An 18,737-nucleotide genomic window follows, 5' to 3' on the forward strand; every position below is an offset into this window, starting at 1 on the left:
TTTTTGGAAAAAAGTGGGAAAAGTGAGGAAAATAGAAAAGTAGGGACGAAGGATTCGGGTAGAAAGAGTAATAAATTCTTGTCCGAATGCTAATGCCTACGGCACGTTACGCGAACGCCTTTACCCAAAACTCGATCCAACTTGAGCCTGTCACACTGGTGGAAATGATTACCTTAGAAGAAGCTCTAGAAATTATCGATCGCATCCTCGAATCAAAGCGTCTAAATCACACTCAACAATTAGTTTTTTCCCAGTCTTGGATGGGACAAACTTATTCCGAGATTGCCGAAAACCTGGGATACGATTTCGACTATATCAAAGAGGTTGGTTCCTTATTGTGGCAATCTCTTTCGGAAGCGTTAGGGGAAAAAGTCACGAAAAAAAATGTGCAATCTGTTTTAGCAAACTATCAGCGAGTCAGTACAAAAACTCCTGCTTCCCCATTAATTACCAATCATAAATTAGAATTTCCCAGTGGACCAGTTCCCCTGAATTCTAATTTTTATATTGAGCGTCCACCAATTGAAGCATCTTCTTATACTGAAATTGAGCAACCTGGTAGTTTAATTCGGATCAAAGCTCCCAGACAGATGGGAAAAACATCTTTAATGCAAAGAGTTTTAGCTCATGCTAAACAATTAGGTTTTCGTACAGTATTGTTGAGTTTACATAAGGCTGATAATAGCGTTTTTACATCTTTAGATAAATTCTTACGTTGGTTTTGTGCTAATGTTAGTCGGCAGTTAAATTTGACTCCAAAATTAGACGAATATTGGGATGAGGATATTGGCAGTAAAGTTAGTTGTACTCTTTATATTCAAAGTTATTTACTAGCAGAAATTGATACACCTGTAGTATTAGCCTTAGATGAAGTAAATCGGTTGTTTGAATATGGCGAAGTTTCGGAGGATTTTTTACCTTTGTTGCGTTCTTGGTATGAAGATGCAGCAGAGATTGAAGAATGGCAAAAACTACGGTTTATTGTGGTTCATGCTACAGAATCTTATGTGCCATTAAATATTAATCAATCACCTTTTAATGTGGGATTACCGATTAAATTACCCGAATTTACAGTGGCGCAAGTGGAAGATTTAGTCATCCGTCATGGGTTAAGTTGGATCGGTCCAAATGAACTGGAACAACTAATGGCAATGGTGGGAGGACATCCGCGGTTAGTAAGGTTAGCACTTTATCATTTAGCTAATCCTCCGCAAGGTAAATTGGGAGGAATGGAAGGTTTAATTCAGTTATTAGAAGATGCTCCAACAATAGCGGGAATTTATAGTAATCATTTACGATTTCATTTATCGCAGTTGCAAAAATCGCCGGAGTTAGTTACCGCTTTTCAACAGGTAGTAAATACGCCAGTAAGTGTTAGAATAGAGGCGATCGCAGCCTACAAATTAGAAAGCATGGGTTTAGTAAAACTTCAGGGAAATGAAGCAACAATTAGTTGTGAGTTATATCGGCAATATTTCTCGGAACAATTGAGTGATAAAAATTAATTTTTTCCTAATGCTTCGTTCCTAATTTAACATTTTGGCAAAGTTGTCGATCGCCATCTGTCAATTCCGAATTATACTGCAAATAATCTTTCATCCAATAGCAACCTCTAGCTAAAAGTCCCGGTAAATCCATATCTAATTCTAAGTTCCACAAAATCACTTTTCCTGATGAATCTGCGGAAGCTAATTGCATCCCATCAGCACTAAAAGATATACTTCTTACTGCTCCCAAATGACCCCGTAAAGTTTTTAAACTGTCACTAGATTGGCTCCATAATTTAACCGTCCCATCTTCGGAAGCGAAAGCAATTCGCTTGTCATCAAAATTAAAACTTGCACTCCACACAGAATCATTTTGTCCGGGGATAGTCGATCGCAAAACAGGCATTTTTCCCGGTTGAAAATCCCAAAATTTAACCACACCATTTCGCTTTACAGTAGCAAGTGTCTTACCATCGGCTGCAAAACTAACGCCAATTACCCAATCCTCAAAATCACTAAGATTAACATCAGCAATGTAGCTTTTACTTCGATTATCCCAACGCCAAAATTTAACTGTTTTATCTTTACTTGCAGAAGCAATTGTTTGACCATCAGGACTAAAACTGAGACTCAAAACACCCGCTTGATGTCCGCGCAGGATTTGCTTTTCTTTTCCCTGGAAACTCCACAATCTAATAGTTCTATCTTCACCCGCAGAAGCAATTGTTTCGCCATCAGGACTAACAGCTACATTCCAAACTGCTTCCTGATGTCCAGCAAGTTTATGTTCTAAAGTTGGGGTTTGATTTTCTAAGTTCCAAATTTCTACTAAACTCCCCCAATTAGCAGTAACTAACCTAGAACTATCCGGGCTAAAAGTTACACTACGAATCGCAGAATTAAACCCGCTTAATGTTTGAATTAGAGTGGGTGTTTCTGATTTTTTAATACTCCAAATTTTTACTGTCATGTCCATTCCAGCTGTGGCTAATTTCGTACCATCTGGACTGAAACTGACTCCACGAATTGCTGATTCATGACCGCGAAAAGTTTTTAATCCTGGTTGCAAATTCCATAGTTTTACAGTCTTATCTTCGCCAGTAGTAGCTAGGGTTTTTCCGTCAGGACTAAAAGCCAAATTCCAAGTAGAATCATTGTGTCCTTGGAAGGTTTGAATTTCTTCTCCGTCTAAGTTCCAAAGTTTAGTTGTTGTATCCCAGCTAGTAGTAGCAACTTTCTGGCTATCGGGACTAAATCTTAAGCGAAAAACCGCTGCTTTATGTCCGCTAATGTTGGTTCGTAATTGGGGTTTTTTGCCTTTTTCTAAGCGCCAAATTTTGACGCTTCCATCACGCGAACTCGTTGCTAAGGATTTACCATCAGGACTAAAAGCAACACTAAAAACCCAATCTTCATGGGCGTTAATTACTGAAAGTTCTTCGCCGTTTTGGTTCCAAATGTGAACTTTTCCATCGCGGCTTGCACCCGCAATGCTTGAATTATCGGGGCTGAAACTAACGTCAAAAAATCCTGTACCTGGAACTTTTAGCGATCGCAATTCTTCCCCATTCAAATCCCAAATTTTAATAGTTCCATCCCAACTCGCTGTCGCAATCTTTTTACCATCTGGACTAAATGCAGCATTGACAACCCAAAGTTTATGACCTCTTAAAGTGTGTAGTTCTTTGCCATCTTTACGCCAAATTTTTGCTGTTTTATCTTCACTTGTACTGACAATTAACTCACCGTTAGGACTCCAAACTACTCCCCAAACTGCATTTTTATGACCGCGCAAAGTGCGGATTAATTGACCATTTTTTGTCCAAAGTTTTACTGTTCCTTCTCGACCTCCACTAGCGATTATTTGGTTATTTGGACTAAAATTTACACTGAGTACAGAATCTTCATGTCCCGATAACCGATTACGTTCTTTTATCCAGTAAATAGCTTGTTGCAGAGAAGTTTCAACTTGCATTTTTAGGTCAGTATTCTCTTTCGTCCAAGGCTCTTTTTCCAGTTGAATTGCAGCTTTAATTCCTTCTAATAAGGCATCAAATTCTTGATTTGCTGCCAAGAAACTCTTGCTCGAAAGGGCTAAGGCTCTGATTTCATTGATTACGGTACGGCGTTTTTGTTCGGCTGATTGATAAGCTAAAAAGCTGGACACTCCTAAGAAAATAACTGCTAAACAAGAAATGATAATTAAACCAATGAAACCTCGACGAATTGTTTGTTTGGCTTTCTGTTGGGCGGCTGATAAAATTTCTTTGGCTTCTCTTTCGGCTACTAAAGTGCGTTGAATTTCTTGTTGAGCTAATTTTTGACTAGCTGCTAAAAATTGATAATCTAAATTACTTAAACTTTTGCCTTCCGCCCAGGCTTGAGCATCAATTAAAGCTTGTCCTCGCAGTAACCTTGATTCATCCTGAAAGTGAGAATTTACCCAAGCATCTAATAGTTGTGAATAAGGACGTAAATTGCTAAGTTGTTGAGTGACCCATTGCAGGTTGAAAACTTGCTGATAAATCCGATTTTTACAGATTAAAAAACCATGATTCTTAATTACTAAGCCTGATAGTAAAAGCTCCATTTGTTCGGGAGTTTCATCGATTAAAATTTCACCTTTTTGTAATATCTGCTGATAAAGTCCGAGTAAAGCACTAGCTTGTTGTTCGTTTCTTAAAATCCGATCGCGAATCGTCCGTAAATGCTCAGGTTCATCTTGAGTTTCCCAATCTTCAATAATGTTAGTTTGCACTAAACGCTCTACCCAATATGCTTCTGTACCCAGAGGAATTGTCAGCAAAGGATCGATCGATTCTTGACTTAATACTTTGACTAAGTTACAAATTTTTTGGGTTAAAAAAGGTTGTCCTCCTGTCCAAGTTAGTATTTCTTTGACTATCGCTTCGGGATGATTAACTTTATCAACTAATCCTTGAATTAAAGGTTTAACTTCATGCCATTGAAAACCTTGTAAATCGATCGCCCTCCCAATATTAAACGGCGTGCGATTTTTATCCCTAATTAAATCTGATGGTGTAGCTACGCCAAACAATGCCCAAGTTAGGCGATCGTATTCGGGATTTTCTGCCCTTTGATTGTAACAGTATCTAATTAATGCGAAGAAATCATCGATCGGAAAATTCAGGCTCAAAATACTATCAATTTCATCAATAAAAATATACAAGTTTCGATCGGGAATTTGTTGCAGTAAAATTTCTTCAATAAATAAACTCAACTTTTGACTATCCGAAAAACTTTCCTGCGACTCCCACCATTGTTTCAGGTTAAATTTGCCATAAATATTAAACCCTTTTAACAAATCAACTACTATGCCTTTGTACCACTGCTGCGGGGTAATATTCTTGCTACCAATGCGCGTCATATCAATAGAAGCACAACGCATTCCTGCTTGTTCTAACTGATGTCTAACTCGCAATCTCAAAGATGATTTACCCATTTGCCTAGAGTTGAGAACATAACAGAATTCTCGCCGCACTAAAGCGTTATAAAGTTGCAAATCTGCTTGTCGTTCCACGTAGCTAGGCGCATTGAATTTGAGACTACCGCCAACTTGATATTCGTAAGTTTTCATCAGCGAAATTACCAAATTCAGCTAATTAGGGTGATTTTCATGGGGAGCAATTTCTGTCCAATTATATGCCATGTAATCAATTAAATCACCTAAGTATGGTGTCCATTTCTGGCGCAACTCCACATATAAATCTGCTCCTTCTTCTAAATTATCGACTGTTTTAATGTTAGCACCCTTGAACTGTTCCACAGCTTCATAATATCGCGCTCTCCAGTTTTTTTCCTCCTGTTCACTAATGAGTAAATGGCGTTTTGGTACGAGCAAATTTGATAGGATTCTCAGCAAGTGCATTCCCCCTCCCCATAATTCTGCAACTGCGGCACAATGGATTAGCGATCGATATTTTTGTTTATGTAATGCACTTCTGATTAATGTGGTAGTATCCATCGCTAAAAACAGAATTCTGGGTAACGAATAGTAAGTTTGTGGTAAGCGAATATAAAGTAACACAGGATAAGTTTTTTGAGTTTCTAGTAAATTAATTAAATCCCTAGCGATATTAGATAGATCCTGCTGCACGCTACTAATATTACTATTTGATATCAGTTTTACTAAAAATATTGCCCCATCTGCTGTTTCTCCAGAACGATGGTATAAACTAAGAGCAAAAGTATTGCGTTTAACGATCGAACTATATACTGATAAAATATAAGTAATTGTTAAGGTAAAAATGGAAAAACCGATCGCCGCTTGAATCACCATTAACAACCTATGAAAATCGGTTTCAGGAACTAAATCTCCTGTCCCTAATGTAGTTAAAGAGTAGCCACTATAATAAAGTGCGGTAGCAAAATCAACCTGTGTATAACCTTCCGAAGATTTAATAGCATATCCTAAATTAGGCCAAACAACTAAGGCAAAACCAAAAAGTAGTAATAATAACCAAGTAGCGACAATAGTAATAATAATAACTGGCCCACTGTGAGAAAACATCTGCTTTCTAATTCTCGGAAAAATTTTAGCAACACAGCGGAAGAAAAACCAAATGACTTTAGCGAGTGGCGCACTGATGAGAGTGCTATCAATTCGCGGATGTAAAACCGTGAGGTAAATGTCTATTAAAGCAATAAATACTAATCCTAAACCTGCGATCGTATAAAAATTTATCAGTGTCATTTTTAATTAAATTCTGGTTGGTAGTAAAGGTCAAATGCCCGAAAAGCAAGAGTAACAATTAATAGCTTTTTAATCAGATTGGCGGTGGCTGTAAAATTTCATTAACTTAACAATTGCTTGCGTTAATTGCTCTAATTCTAAAGGTTTAGCAATATGTAATTGAAATCCAGAAATAATAGCCTGTTTTTGATCTTCTTCGCTAGCATAAGCAGTTAAAGCAATGGCGGGAATTTGTTTATTTAAGTTTTGGTTTCGCACCTGACGCATTAAGCTGTAACCATCAATATCTGGCATTCCGATATCACTAATTAGTAAGTCGAAAGTTGCTTGTTCCATCAAAATTAATGCTTCTTTTGCTGAGGCTGAGGTAGTAACTTTCGCGCCATATTGTTGTAATAAAAAGGCAATTAATTCTCGTGTATCTGCTTCATCATCTACAACTAAAATATGCTGATTTTGCAAGTTCAAATTATGAATTAACTGGCAATTATTTTGGTTGATTGGTATAGTACTTGTAATTAAAGGTAATTGGACTGTAAAAGTTGCACCCAATCCTTCTCCGGGGCTTTCTACTTTAATCGTACCACCATGAAGTTCGACTATTTGGCGAGCGATCGCCAAACCTAAACCTAAACCCCCAAATTGACGAGTAATCGAACTATCTGCCTGACGGAAATACTCAAATACATAAGGGATAAATTCCAGATTAATTCCCTTACCTGTATCTTGTACCCTAATTTGAGCATAACTGTCAATTGATTCTAAATACACATCAATTTTTCCGCCCGTTGGGGTGAATTTTACGGCATTACTTAATAAATTCCAGACTACTTGTTGCAGTCGATTGGCATCACCCAAAACCGAAATTCCTGATTTTAAATCAGTGCGAATATCAATTAATTTAGCTTCGGCGGCTAACCGCACTGTTTCCTTCGCCGCTTCAATAGTCATGGCTAAATCTACCGAAAATATATGCAGGGTTAATTTACCTTGTAAAATCCGGGAAATATCTAGCAAATCTTCAATTAATTGAGTTTGTAACTTAGTATTTCGTTCAATTGTTGCCAAAGCTAAAGCGGTTTTTTGCTGGTCTAATTTTCCGGTTTGTAACAATCTTGTCCAACCAAGAATCGGATTTAAAGGAGTTCGCAATTCATGGGAAAGAACTGCTAAAAATTCATCTTTAACCCGGTTGGCTGCTTCGGCTTGTTCGCGGGCAATTCTTTCTCGTTCTAATAATTGTTCTCGTTCAGCTTCGGCGCGTTTGCGATCGGTAATATCTAAAAATGCTCCTACCGCACCTCTCGGTTTACCTTGTTCATCCAACAAAGGAGAAGCATATCCATACAAATTAAACCATACCCCATCTTCACGCAAAATATCAATTTCTACTCCTGACAAATGAACATTGTGAATGGCAGCATAACGTAAAGGTGTTTCTTCGGGGGTGAGTTCTTTACCATTACTAAAAACTTTGTACTTGGGAGGGAAAATATCTGCCCTGTAGGAAATATTATCATTGATAGGAGTTCCCAAAATTTTAGCCAAGGCAGGGTTAGATCTCACCTGTTTAAATTCTGGATCGTGAGAAATTAAAATCCCGATCGGAATTACTTCAAACAAAGTTTGTAGTTCGTTAACTCGGTTTTGTAAATTGCGGTTTAAATGGGCAATTTCGGCTTCAGTTTGTTTGCGATCGCTAATATTGCGAAAATACATAGATATTCCGTCTTCTGAAGGATAAACCCGCACCGAAAACCAAGCATGAAAAGGTGGATAATAATCTTCCAATTCTAACGGTACTCCTTCCACCATCGTTTGTTGAAACAACCGACCAAAACTAGTTTCTGCTAATTCCGGTAACTCCTCCCAAAGATTTTTTCCTAACAATTCCTGAGCAGATTTTCCTAAAGTCCGAGTACCTTCATGATTAATATATGTGAAACTCCATTCGCGATCGAAAGCAACAAAGCCATCAGTAATACTTTCCAAAATCTTACTAATTTGTTCTTTAGCAGTTTCCGCTTCCACCCTAGCAGCTTGTTCTCGTAACAATAATTGTTCTCTTTCTGCTTCAACTTGCTTGCGAGAAGTGATATCTTGTACTACACCTAACATCCGCAAAACTTCGCCGGAAGCATTGTAATATGCCCTTCCTTTCACAGCAACCCAAGGCATTTCCTGATTAGGGCGAATTACCCGATATTCGATATCATAATCACTGTTTTCAATAATTGCTTTTTCTACTGCCAAATTTGCTCGATCGCGATCTTCTGAATGCAACAAATTTCGCATCTGAGTCCAAGTCATGTAAGAACCCTCTGGAATACCAAACATTTCCGCAGCCCTTGGCGAAAGTGTCACCATATCTGTTGCTGTATCCCAACTCCAATCGCCCATTTTGGCAGCTGTTAATGCCAAGCTTAAGCGTTCTGCACTTGTACGTAATTCTTCTTCCACTTTTTTGCGATCGGTGATATCCATATTTACACCAATCAAACGGTAAGGTTTTCCTGAAGAATCTTTAAATATTTGTGCTTTTCCTAGTACCCAGCGCACCTTTCCATCAGTAAGTAAAATCCGAAACTCCGTGTCAAAATCAACCCCCAAATTTACAGTATTTTGGGCAGCAGCATGGGCACTGGCGCGATCTTCTGGATGTACCCTTTTTAACCAATGTTCATAACTTCCTTCAAAACTCCCTGGAGCCAAATTAAATAAGGCTTCCATTTCTTCCGACCAGGTTAATTTTCCCGTGGCAAAATCCCATTCACAAGTACCAATTCTCCCTACCTTATTTGCTAATACTAAACGTTCCTGACTGGCGCGAAGCGTTTCTGCGGCTTTTTTGCGCCCAGTAATATCACGACAAATTGCTTGAATTGTCGGTAAATTATTCAGAGTAAATAAAGTTGCGCTAACTTCTACAGGAATTAGTTCGCCTGCTTTGGTACGGTGAATTGATTCTACAACAATATGTTTAAGTGATTGCAATTTTTCAATATAAATTTTGGGAATTAAAGTTGACGAACCTAAAATATCAGCAACCGACATAGTTAAAAATTCTTCTCTGCTGTAACCTAATCGTTTACAAGCTTGCTCATTAACTTCGATCAATTTTCCTGGTTGATAATCAGGTGTAACGTGATACACTAAAACCCAATCTTCCATGCCGTTGAATAAGGTAGTAAAACGCTGCTCTCTTTCCCGTAATTCCGCTTCTACTTGCTTGCGTTCGGTAATATTTACCGAAATTCCAATTAAGCGTTCTGGTTGTTCTGCGGCATCAAAATATACAGTTCCCTGACTATAAAGCCAGCGCACCTTTCCATCAGGACAAATTACTCGGTATTGCTGAGTGTAAGCAGATTTGCCAGTTAAAGCCTGCTGGTAAGCTTGAATCATGTTTTGCCGATCGTCTGGATGCACCAGTGTGAAAAAATCTTCCACTGTACCTTTTTGAATCCCCCAAACTTTAGTCGCATTCTCGCAACATATCACCTGATTTCTCTTTAAATTCACATCCCAGACAATCATCTCAGCCGAGTTCAGGGCTAACTGTAAACGTTCTTCAGTTTCGCGCAAATTATCTTCGACTTGCTCTAGTTGAATTAGGCGATCGCTTTTCCCGTGAATTTCCGCCAATTCTTGTTGCAATACTTCCTTTTCCTGCTTACACTTACTCTCGATATTTTCTAAATGTTGAACTTGCTGTTCCAGTGCCGCAATGCGATCGAGAAGGGTTTGATTCATCACTTTTTCTTGTTCCATTTTTCTCACCCAAAAAGCAATTGCTACACAGCTACCAACCCCGCATCGGCACACCAATTTTCTCTGTCACCGAGTCTGAGTCTAAAGATATACATTATATTAATTGATTTTCTGTTAACCGAGTAGAAATGCTGCTCTGTCTTTTGGCAGAATTCACTAAAGTTTCCTTCTAACTTCTCGTCCTAAATTTTGTCAAATTAGCGCCAGATTGCCCAATTTAATTTTAGTTAATTTTAAATAAAAACTGTTTCAAATTACTAACAAATAAATCAAAATCTTCGATTCGTAGGGTGCGTCAGAGCAAAAAGCCTTAATTCGCTAAAAATTTTCACTTCTCTGACGCACCATCCAAACTTATCTAAACTATGAACACAAACCTTTGCGTTTCAAACCTAGCAAACCAAAACCGCTTAAAACCAACAAACCTAAAACTGTTGAAGGTTCGGGAACAGAGGCGGAATAAATAGTAGTTGAACCGCTAATTTCATTAGTTACCACTAACAAAGGATTACCAGTAGGACTATTTTTTGCTGCAATAAATAATAAACCTTCTGGGCCGAGATCTCCTGCGGTTCCCAATTCAGGATCGCCCAAAAAGTTGCGCTTACTATTTACATAATCAACAAACACTGGTTGCACCGGATCGGAAATATCATAAACCATCACTCCGCCAATGCGTTCTAAACCGATAAAGGCATAAGTGCGACCCATAAATTCGCCTACAGTCAGACCTTCTGGTTCTGGCCCTTTGTTATCGCTGCGACTGTCAAATTCTTGATCGTCGTTACTAGCATTAAAAAATTCGGGAAAACGTTCCGCAGTGATTTTTTCCAAAGCATCACCGCTGTCAAAAATTAAATTACCGCTTTCATCCCAAATAGAAAAAGAACGTCCGCCAAAAGCATAAAGTTTGTCGAAGTCGCCGTCTTCGTCAGTGTCGCCTAGCGTATTTGTAACTTGCAAACGTCCTAATTGTGAGTCTTTTTGTAGTTCATTTGCATTAGGAAATGCTTCGGAATCGAGTAACAAATCTTTGATTCTGGCTTCTTCAGCAAAAGTATCATAGTCACGAGCATCACCTTCGTTAGCGGTGACTAAATAGGTTTTGCCATTGACGTTGTAAGAGGCGATCGCATCTGGTTGATACATCCCAAATAAATTAGGATAAGTTGTGATATTGATTTGATTATCGCGATCGCTAGCATCCAGAGAATTTTCCGCTAAACTATGGTCTTTAAAACCAAGTCCAACAATTTTTTCAAACTTACCTTCGGCAATATCCAAAATACCCAAAGCGTTATTTTCTTGTAGTGTTACCCAAGCTTTTTTCCCATCTGCGGAAACAGCAATATATTCCGGTTCTAAATCTTGAGCAAGTGTAGCACCGGGGCCAAACTGACGCACAAAACCAGTAACCGGAACTCCATTAAAGCCAGCAGTTTTGACGCTAAAATCAAACAGATCGATAATGCTTACCGAACCTTCAGGATCGACTGTATAATCACTGTTTGGCTCGCCTTCATTAGCAACTAATACCTTTTTTCCATCAGGTGTAAAGGTCAGCATATCGGGTAAAGCGCCAACAGTGACTGAGTTTAAAAAAGTACCATTTGCGTCGAAGAAAACTACATTTCCTGGGTCTTGGGCGATCGCATTTTCCACTGCGATCGCAAACATATTATTGCTATAAGCAACACTATTTACTCCGCCACCATAAGGGTTGAGATCTATGTTAAATAACAAAGATGGATTGGTCGGATCGCTAATACTTAAAATATCAATTGTATTAGCATTAGCATTAGTAACAAATAACCTCTGAGTTATCGGATCGTAAGCAGAAATTTCCGCTGCGCCTTCATCAAAAATACCTGTATTGTAAGTACCCATTGGTGTCAGATTCAAAGCCGTTGCTGGTGCAGTTACTACACCTAACAACAAAGTAGATTGAATAGTTGTACTAACGAATTTTTGCATTCTCCCGAAAACTTTGGACGCAGGTAGATTTTTTGCCATGATAATTAACCTCTGAAAAAACAATCGCTGTTAGCAGGTATAGATAATTACAGAATTATTCCCTGCCATTGTGTTGGCTTGGTTGCTGAATAACCGTAAATCTGCTGTACTTGCCCTGATTGAAAGTATCAGCGTTAGTTTAAGAGAAGTTAAGCTTTCGGTAATTTTCGGTAATTTTTACTAAATCTTTAAAAATCCTACGGACATTTTGCGGAAAACTTTAAAAATCCCCGACTCAGAAACCCAGTTTTTCTGTAATGTAGTGAAAACTTGCTCCTCTATTGCTAAATTTGGGTTTACTTCTAAGGATTTAGGATTAAATAAATCGCCTTTATTACCCTAAGATAGATGCCAACAAACACTTCGATCTATAACAATAATTACTTCAACTCTGTCGCACTGCAAACCAAATTAACACAGCCATGCAAAGATATATTCCTTTAATAGCAAGGGCTTTTCTCTCCGCCATTTTTCTGAAATCTGCTTTCGATAAAATCACAGATTTTGCCGGAACCCAAAAGTATATGGCGCAGAATGGTATCCCGTTACAGTTAACAGGTTTGTTGTTGGTGGGTGCGATCGCATTTGAACTTTTAGGCGGTTTGTCAGTCCTAATCGGTTACAAAGCCCGTTGGGGAAGCCTTCTCCTAATTCTCTTTTTAATCCCCGCAACTTTGATTTTTCACACCAACTTTGCTGAAAGAATGCAAGTAATTCAATTTATGAAAAACTTAGCAATTTTCGGGGGATTATTAATGGTCTATTATTATGGTTCGGGGCCGATTAGCTTAGATGAAAAAACCTGATTGTTAGTCAAACTTCCCAGTAAATCAATTTCCGTTAAACTTACAACTACCCAACAAATAATCAAAAATATGTAACCCATATTTTTGCGAAAGTTCCTCACAAATTTTCACCCCCCGCACACTATTTCCTCGTTCATCTAAAAGTGGAGAAAAAACCGCTATTCCCAACTTATTGGGTACTACTACCATGATTCCTCCAGAAACTCCACTTTTTGCCGGAAGCCCAACATTATAAACCCATTCCCCGGTAAAATTGTACATTCCACAGGTATACATCACGCTTAAAATATCGCGCACATAATCACGTTTTATTGCCTGTTCTCCCGTCAGCGGATTAACACCATTATTGGCTAAAGTTGCTGCCATTACTGCCAAATCTTGACAGTTAACCATTAAGGCACACTGTTGGAAATATAAATCTAAAACCTCTTCAATGTTTCGATCGATCATGCCAAAATTCAGCATTAAATGTGCGATCGCCCGGTTACGATGTCCGGTAGTTCTTTCCGACATGAACACAGAAATATCAATAAAAATATCATGACCAATATATCGCCGGAACATATCTAACATTCGGTTTAATCTTTCTGTTGGGCCAGAACCTTTGATTAAACTAGTAGTAGCGATCGCCCCAGCATTGACCATTGGATTATAGGGTCGTTTCGACATTTCATCTAATACAATTGAATTAAAAGCCTCTCCTGTCGGTTCTACACCAACTTTGGTTAAAACATAATCTCGCCCATGTTCTTCTAACGCCATTCCATAAACAAAAACTTTAGAAATTGACTGAATTGTAAATAAATGTTGGTAATCCCCCACTGCAAAAATTTGACCATCTGTAGTCATGACACAGATACTAAACAAATCTGGGTTAACTTTCGCCAACTCTGGAATATAATCTGCTAATTCCCCTTCTTGTAAGTGCTGATACTTTTGATGCAAATCTTGTAATACAGACAGTAAAGGAGATGAAATAGCCTCTGATTCGTTAATCATAGTCGGGATATTACCTGCAAAGTAAGCTTAGTTATAACAATAACTCTAATTTTCTCTAAAATAGAAGAGAAAAACCCCAAAAATAAATCTGGGAACAGCAATAATGAAAAAATGGTGGTTAGCGACGGTCGGATTTACAATCTGCTTAACAATAATTTTAGGATCTCTCAACCCGATTTCAGCACAAAATTCTCCGCAAATTTATGTCTTTGGTGATAGTCTTTCCGATGTAGGTAATGTTTACCAAGCTACTAACGGTAACAATCCCCCAAGTCCACCTTATTTTAAAGGGCGTTATTCTAATGGCCCAGTTTGGGTAGAATATCTCGCATCTCGATTAAAATTAAGCTCAAATTTAGTTAATAACTTTGCTTATGGGGGCGCTAAAACAGGCGATTCGCAACAGTTACCTCCCGGAGTTTTAGCCCAAATTCAAAGATTTAAAGCTGAAAATACTACTGTCAATTCTAAGGCACTGTATATTATTTGGGCTGGTGCTAATGATTACCTTGGTGGCGCTACGGATACTACTTTACCTATTAATAATTTAGCTACCGCAGTCAAGCGTTTGGCGGAAAGTGGGGCAAAAAATATTGTTGTGGTTAACTTGCCAGATTTAGGGAAACTGCCCGCTACTCGCACCACTGAACGTGCCAATTTACTCAGCCGTTTAACTCAGAATCATAACACAGGATTAGCCGCATCTCTGAAAAGTTTACGCCAGGAATTCGGTGATACTAATATTGGCTATATTGATGTTAATGCGCTGTTTCAACTAGTTTATAATTCTCCAGAAAAATATGGATTGGAAAATGTCACGCAAGCTTGTTTAGGTGATGGAAATGTGTGCGATCGCCCCAACGAATATTTATTTTGGGATGGAATTCATCCTTCAACTGCTGCCCATAAATTATTAGTACAATTAGCTTCACATAAGCTAACAACTACTCCCAAATCTGTAACTAACTCATCAATTAAATTAGCAATACCTTTAAGTATTCTCATATTTACTGTTTTGGCTGTCAGTTTAATTATGTGGAAACAAAGGAAACGGATTGGAAATCGTTCTTAAACCTCAAAAGATGTAATTTTCTCTAAAATAGAAGAGAAAAGCTCAAAAAATTAGTAAAAAACTTGAGTAACTTATCGCTAGAAATTAGTATTGTTTTATTTATAATCTCAGCTGTGGTAATAGTTGTCAGTGGTACTCGCATAGCTGAAATTGCCGATCGCCTAGCCCAAAAAACCAAACTCGGACAAGCATTAATGGGGGCTTTATTCTTAGGATTTAGTACTTCTTTACCAGGAATTGTTACCTCAATCAGTGCCGCTTTAGGCAATCACCCAGTATTAGCTTTAAGTAATGCGCTAGGTGATATTGCTGTGCAAACGGCATTTTTAGGAATTGCCGATATTACTTATTTAGAAGCAAATTTAGAATACGCTGCCGCTTCCGTAGAAACATTAACCCAAGGAAGTTTGTTAATAGTTTTACTCACAATTCCTTTACTAGCAACTGCTTATCCGCTGATTAACATTTGGGGAATTCATCCCGCTTCTATTGGATTAGTTATTACCTACATTTTTGGCTTACGTTTAGTAGCAGTAGCCCATAGTTCCCCAATGTGGAAAGCGCAGGATACAGAAAAATTTGAAACCTCGATCGAAGAAACAGATAGTTCGGGAACAGTTAAGTTATGGGGATATTTCTTAATACTTGCGGTGATTCTAGCTATTGCTGGGTATGGTGTTGAAAAAGCGGGTATTTCTATTACTCGATCGACACATCTTTCGGAAAATGCTGTGGGTAGTTTGTTCACGGCAATTTCGACATCATTGCCGGAATTAGTAACTACGATCGCAGCCGTACAACGTCGCGCCTTTACTTTAGCAGTAAGCGGCGTTCTCGGTGGCAATAGCTTTGATGTCTTAGTTTTAGCTTTGTGCGATCTCGCTTATCACAAAGGTTCAATTTATCACGCTTTAACAGAACACCAAGTATTTCTTTTAGCTTTAACTATTTTAATGACTGGGATTCTACTCTTGGGCTTGTTGCGGCGCGAAAAACATGGCATTGGCAACATTGGCTTTGAGAGTTTTCTGTTATTGCTGTTGTATCTGGGCGGATTTTTGTTAGTGTTTTTTTCCGGTTGAAAAAACTGGTAAAACCAATTTTGATTCTACCAGATTTATACTTGTGGAATACCTGTATTACCCTTGCTAGAGTTAGTAACTATCTTGACCTGGAACTTTGTCAGTATCTTTGTTGGACAAACCTAAATTCAAAGCTGCGTCACGGATTGCTTGCCACTGGCAAAGGAGTTCGTTAACGCTTAGATCGCTAGATTTGTATTTCTTGATTGCTTCTTCAAGTTCTTGATTGTTATGAAGCACTGGAACTTTAGATTTAAGTTCTGACATAAACTGACCTCCGTTGGCAGTGATGAGGCTGCGATGAGCATCTATAGTTTTCTATTTTAATGAAATACCAAAATAAACTGTATCTGTAATAACAATACGTAACTCTAGTTAATTAAATTGTGATGAGTAATAACAATATGTAATTAATTTTAACTAAAGTGAGGTGAGTCACTCTTAAAGCTGTCACAAGTCACTCAATAGGTGGATGTCCGATCGCAAATTTTCCCCATAATTATCACAAATAATTACTTGCAAAGTCACCGGAAAAACTCGCTGTAGGGATGAAGATAAAAATATAAGTTAACCCAGGTGAGATTATGACTGTTATGACTAGCAACTATCACAAATCACCCAGTATTGTAGATTACATTTTACATCCGATGCGTCAATCTTTAGATAATATTGATGTGCGCGATCGCCAATTTGCCCAGTTAGTTTGCCGTTTAATTCCCGCCCAATGTCCCTTTGCTAGAGATATTAAAGTTTTCGGGAAAACTGTTTTACATATTCCCCCACTTTGTAAAATTAATCCTCTCTACGATCAACTAATGAGTTTACGGTTTCGGGCTTTGTCTTACCTAGCCGATCGATGTGGAGAAGATATTAGCATTTATTGCGTTTAATTAGTCATTTGTGAATAGACAATGACTAATTAACTGCTTTGATTAACTTCTGGAAAAAGCCATTAACGGTTTCTTTAAATTGGTAGCGCCGATACCATTGTTGAAAAGCCCTTTCGTATTCTTCACCATCCGATTGAAAGGTATTCCAGGCATTCAGTCCCAAACCTAAACCCCACAGTAATAGAAGATAAAGCGACCAAGTTAAATGTCCAACTACTACAAAGTTGAACAACATTAAAAATGAATTCGTAATTGCATATCTACCAAAATGTCTTTTAAATTTACTCCGACGATATAAGTTAAATTCTTGGCGCTTTCTTTGTTCTCCTTGTCTAGCTAACCATTCGGATTCCGCTAATTCTAATGTTTGCGGATCGATATCTAATTCATCAGCTATTTCCCAGAGTTGTTCGCGGGAAAATTCCCCATCGTTAACTTGTCGGGAAATGGCGATTTGGAGAATTTGCTGTATATCTTCTTGTTTGTAACAGCGAGTGACTTGGTTGTTTTGGGATGTGGGTGTCATGGGATTTTCGATTTTAGATTTTCAATTTTAGATTTACCTCATAGATAAATCTGAGGACTGATATGCGTTTTCAGATTTGGTGATTCTTCTTATATTATGCCGAAATTATCGGGAAATTTGGTTGCGATCGGCAAAACCGAACCGAAAAGGACGGGAAATACGCTACTTGAAAAATGAAAACAATAGTTACATTTTGTCACAATTGAAAAGAAGAGAAGATAAAATTATCTTCTATAAGCTGAAATCAGAGGCAACCAAATGAACGGTTCTATTCGCATTGGTAATTTATTTGGCATTCCGTTTTTCGTCCATCCCACTTGGTTTTTCATTTTGGGATTAGTGACGTTAAGCTATAGCAGCCAACTGGGTTTAGTACTGGGATTAATTGTAGCTTTATCGCTATTTGCCTCTGTCTTGGCGCATGAACTAGGACATAGTTTTGCTGCTATTCGTCAGGGAATAGAAGTCAAATCAATTACTTTGTTTTTGTTTGGTGGTTTAGCTAATTTAGCGGAAGAATCTAAGACTCCATCGGGTGCTTTTTGGGTAGCGATCGCAGGCCCATTAGTCAGTTTTCTGCTGTTTGGATTGTTTACATTTATTAGTTTAGGTACTGGCATTTCTGGGCCTTTGGCGGGAATGTTAGCATTGCTAGGTTATATTAACCTGGCATTGGGTGTATTTAACTTAATTCCTGGCTTACCTTTAGATGGTGGAAATGTTCTGAAAGCCCTGGTTTGGAAAATCACTGGTAATCCTTTTAAAGGTGTGATTTTCGCTGGTAGAGTCGGTCAAATTTTTGGTGTACTAGGAATTACTTTTGGGTTATCAATTGTTTTAGGATTGTTGGGAACTAGCTTTGCTGGTGGTTGGTGGTACGCATTGATTGGTTGGTTCTTATTCCAAAATGCTGGGCGTGCTGTTCAATACGCTAAATTACAAGATCAACTTACCAATTTGAAAGCTGAGGAAGCAGTAAATCCTAACAGCCCAATTGTTTTAGAATCAATGTCTTTGCGAAAATTAGCTAATGATTATGTGATTGGTAAAGATGTTTGGCGCAAGTTTTTAGTCATCGATGAAACAGGTAGGTTAGTGGGAGAAATGGCGGTTGATGACATGAGAACTATTGCTACCGATCTTTGGCCCTTCACTCCAGTAAGAGAACTAACAAAACCTGTAGATCAAACTAAGGTAGTAAGTCCCGATCGATCGTTGCTTGATGTGGCAAAGTTGATCGAACAAAATAATGTTACTGAACTACCTGTAGTTCAAGCTGATGGTGTGTTAGTGGGATTGCTGGAAAAAGATTCGATCGCCAAATTGCTGGAAAACAAATTACAAAAACGCTAACTTGTTGAAGGCAGAAAGCAGAAG

13 protein-coding genes are annotated in these 18,737 nt (G+C 38.2%); 6 read left to right on the plus strand and 7 right to left on the minus strand.

The window, feature by feature from the left end:
• Nucleotides 1-164 precede the first annotated feature (164 nt).
• Nucleotides 165-1,505, plus strand: coding sequence for an AAA-like domain-containing protein (locus ACE1B6_RS04380; RefSeq protein WP_459562971.1), 1,341 nt, complete (start codon nucleotides 165-167; stop codon nucleotides 1,503-1,505).
• A gap of 7 nt (nucleotides 1,506-1,512) precedes the next feature.
• Here the strand turns inward: ACE1B6_RS04380 and ACE1B6_RS04385 are convergent, their stop codons facing one another.
• The 4 genes from ACE1B6_RS04385 to ACE1B6_RS04400 form a co-directional block, all read right to left on the minus strand.
• Complete coding sequence (locus ACE1B6_RS04385; protein WP_413256023.1) at nucleotides 1,513-5,085, minus strand: WD40 domain-containing protein; 3,573 nt, start codon at nucleotides 5,083-5,085, stop codon at nucleotides 1,513-1,515.
• 21 nt (nucleotides 5,086-5,106) lie between these two features.
• Nucleotides 5,107-6,201: a potassium channel family protein gene (locus ACE1B6_RS04390; RefSeq protein ID WP_413256024.1), complete on the minus strand. Its 1,095-nt coding sequence runs from the start codon at nucleotides 6,199-6,201 to the stop codon at nucleotides 5,107-5,109.
• 69 nt (nucleotides 6,202-6,270) lie between these two features.
• The gene (locus ACE1B6_RS04395) at nucleotides 6,271-9,972 is read right to left on the minus strand and encodes a PAS domain-containing protein (protein WP_413256025.1); all 3,702 of its coding nucleotides are present in this window, start codon (nucleotides 9,970-9,972) and stop codon (nucleotides 6,271-6,273) included.
• 363 nt (nucleotides 9,973-10,335) lie between these two features.
• Complete coding sequence (locus ACE1B6_RS04400) at nucleotides 10,336-11,985, minus strand: choice-of-anchor I family protein (RefSeq protein ID WP_413256026.1); 1,650 nt, start codon at nucleotides 11,983-11,985, stop codon at nucleotides 10,336-10,338.
• Between the two features lie 422 nt (nucleotides 11,986-12,407).
• Here ACE1B6_RS04400 and ACE1B6_RS04405 point away from each other — a divergent pair, with 422 nt between their 5' ends.
• Nucleotides 12,408-12,791: a DoxX family protein gene (locus ACE1B6_RS04405; protein ID WP_413256027.1), complete on the plus strand. Its 384-nt coding sequence runs from the start codon at nucleotides 12,408-12,410 to the stop codon at nucleotides 12,789-12,791.
• A 24-nt stretch (nucleotides 12,792-12,815) separates the two neighbouring features.
• On the opposite strand, the gene glsA is transcribed toward ACE1B6_RS04405, so the two are convergent.
• Entirely contained in the window at nucleotides 12,816-13,790 is a 975-nt protein-coding gene (gene glsA, locus ACE1B6_RS04410) for a glutaminase A (protein WP_413256028.1), read from the minus strand.
• A gap of 103 nt (nucleotides 13,791-13,893) precedes the next feature.
• On the opposite strand from glsA, the gene ACE1B6_RS04415 reads away from it, so the two are divergent.
• Together ACE1B6_RS04415 and ACE1B6_RS04420 are read left to right on the plus strand one after the other, a co-directional pair.
• Nucleotides 13,894-14,862, plus strand: a complete 969-nt coding sequence (locus ACE1B6_RS04415) for an SGNH/GDSL hydrolase family protein (protein ID WP_413256029.1) — start codon at nucleotides 13,894-13,896, stop codon at nucleotides 14,860-14,862.
• A 62-nt stretch (nucleotides 14,863-14,924) separates the two neighbouring features.
• Nucleotides 14,925-15,944, plus strand: a complete 1,020-nt coding sequence (locus tag ACE1B6_RS04420) for a sodium:calcium antiporter (protein WP_413256030.1) — start codon at nucleotides 14,925-14,927, stop codon at nucleotides 15,942-15,944.
• A 72-nt stretch (nucleotides 15,945-16,016) separates the two neighbouring features.
• Here ACE1B6_RS04420 and ACE1B6_RS04425 read toward each other — a convergent pair whose 3' ends face one another.
• Nucleotides 16,017-16,211 carry a hypothetical protein gene (locus tag ACE1B6_RS04425; protein WP_413256031.1) on the minus strand — a complete coding sequence of 65 codons (195 nt, stop codon included), beginning with the start codon at nucleotides 16,209-16,211 and terminating at the stop codon, nucleotides 16,017-16,019.
• Nucleotides 16,212-16,537: 326 nt separating this feature from the next.
• On the opposite strand from ACE1B6_RS04425, the gene ACE1B6_RS04430 reads away from it, so the two are divergent.
• Complete coding sequence (locus tag ACE1B6_RS04430) at nucleotides 16,538-16,834, plus strand: Mo-dependent nitrogenase C-terminal domain-containing protein (RefSeq protein ID WP_459562972.1); 297 nt, start codon at nucleotides 16,538-16,540, stop codon at nucleotides 16,832-16,834.
• A 25-nt stretch (nucleotides 16,835-16,859) separates the two neighbouring features.
• On the opposite strand, the gene ACE1B6_RS04435 is transcribed toward ACE1B6_RS04430, so the two are convergent.
• Nucleotides 16,860-17,360: a 2TM domain-containing protein gene (locus tag ACE1B6_RS04435; protein WP_413256033.1), complete on the minus strand. Its 501-nt coding sequence runs from the start codon at nucleotides 17,358-17,360 to the stop codon at nucleotides 16,860-16,862.
• Nucleotides 17,361-17,618: 258 nt separating this feature from the next.
• Between ACE1B6_RS04435 and ACE1B6_RS04440 the strand changes: the two genes are divergently transcribed.
• Nucleotides 17,619-18,713: a site-2 protease family protein gene (locus ACE1B6_RS04440; protein ID WP_413256034.1), complete on the plus strand. Its 1,095-nt coding sequence runs from the start codon at nucleotides 17,619-17,621 to the stop codon at nucleotides 18,711-18,713.
• The last annotated feature ends 24 nt before the right edge of the window (nucleotides 18,714-18,737 follow it).

Origin of the sequence: Floridaenema fluviatile BLCC-F154 (genome assembly GCF_041929135.1) — a bacterium.
GTDB classification, from domain to species: domain Bacteria; phylum Cyanobacteriota; class Cyanobacteriia; order Cyanobacteriales; family Aerosakkonemataceae; genus Floridanema; species Floridanema fluviatile.

Excerpts from the sequence above, each read along its gene's own strand:
- ACE1B6_RS04380 (WP_459562971.1), top strand. The coding sequence starts at position 165 with ATGATTACCTTAGAAGAAGCTCTAGAAATTATCGATCGCATCCTCGAA.
- ACE1B6_RS04390 (WP_413256024.1), bottom strand. The coding sequence starts at position 6,201 with ATGACACTGATAAATTTTTATACGATCGCAGGTTTAGGATTAGTATTT.
- ACE1B6_RS04425 (WP_413256031.1), bottom strand. The coding sequence starts at position 16,211 with ATGTCAGAACTTAAATCTAAAGTTCCAGTGCTTCATAACAATCAAGAA.
- ACE1B6_RS04405 (WP_413256027.1), top strand. The coding sequence starts at position 12,408 with ATGCAAAGATATATTCCTTTAATAGCAAGGGCTTTTCTCTCCGCCATT.
- ACE1B6_RS04400 (WP_413256026.1), bottom strand. The coding sequence starts at position 11,985 with ATGGCAAAAAATCTACCTGCGTCCAAAGTTTTCGGGAGAATGCAAAAA.
- ACE1B6_RS04430 (WP_459562972.1), top strand. The coding sequence starts at position 16,538 with ATGACTAGCAACTATCACAAATCACCCAGTATTGTAGATTACATTTTA.
- glsA (WP_413256028.1), bottom strand. The coding sequence starts at position 13,790 with ATGATTAACGAATCAGAGGCTATTTCATCTCCTTTACTGTCTGTATTA.
- ACE1B6_RS04385 (WP_413256023.1), bottom strand. The coding sequence starts at position 5,085 with ATGAAAACTTACGAATATCAAGTTGGCGGTAGTCTCAAATTCAATGCG.
- ACE1B6_RS04435 (WP_413256033.1), bottom strand. The coding sequence starts at position 17,360 with ATGACACCCACATCCCAAAACAACCAAGTCACTCGCTGTTACAAACAA.
- ACE1B6_RS04415 (WP_413256029.1), top strand. The coding sequence starts at position 13,894 with ATGAAAAAATGGTGGTTAGCGACGGTCGGATTTACAATCTGCTTAACA.
- ACE1B6_RS04395 (WP_413256025.1), bottom strand. The coding sequence starts at position 9,972 with ATGGAACAAGAAAAAGTGATGAATCAAACCCTTCTCGATCGCATTGCG.
- ACE1B6_RS04440 (WP_413256034.1), top strand. The coding sequence starts at position 17,619 with ATGAACGGTTCTATTCGCATTGGTAATTTATTTGGCATTCCGTTTTTC.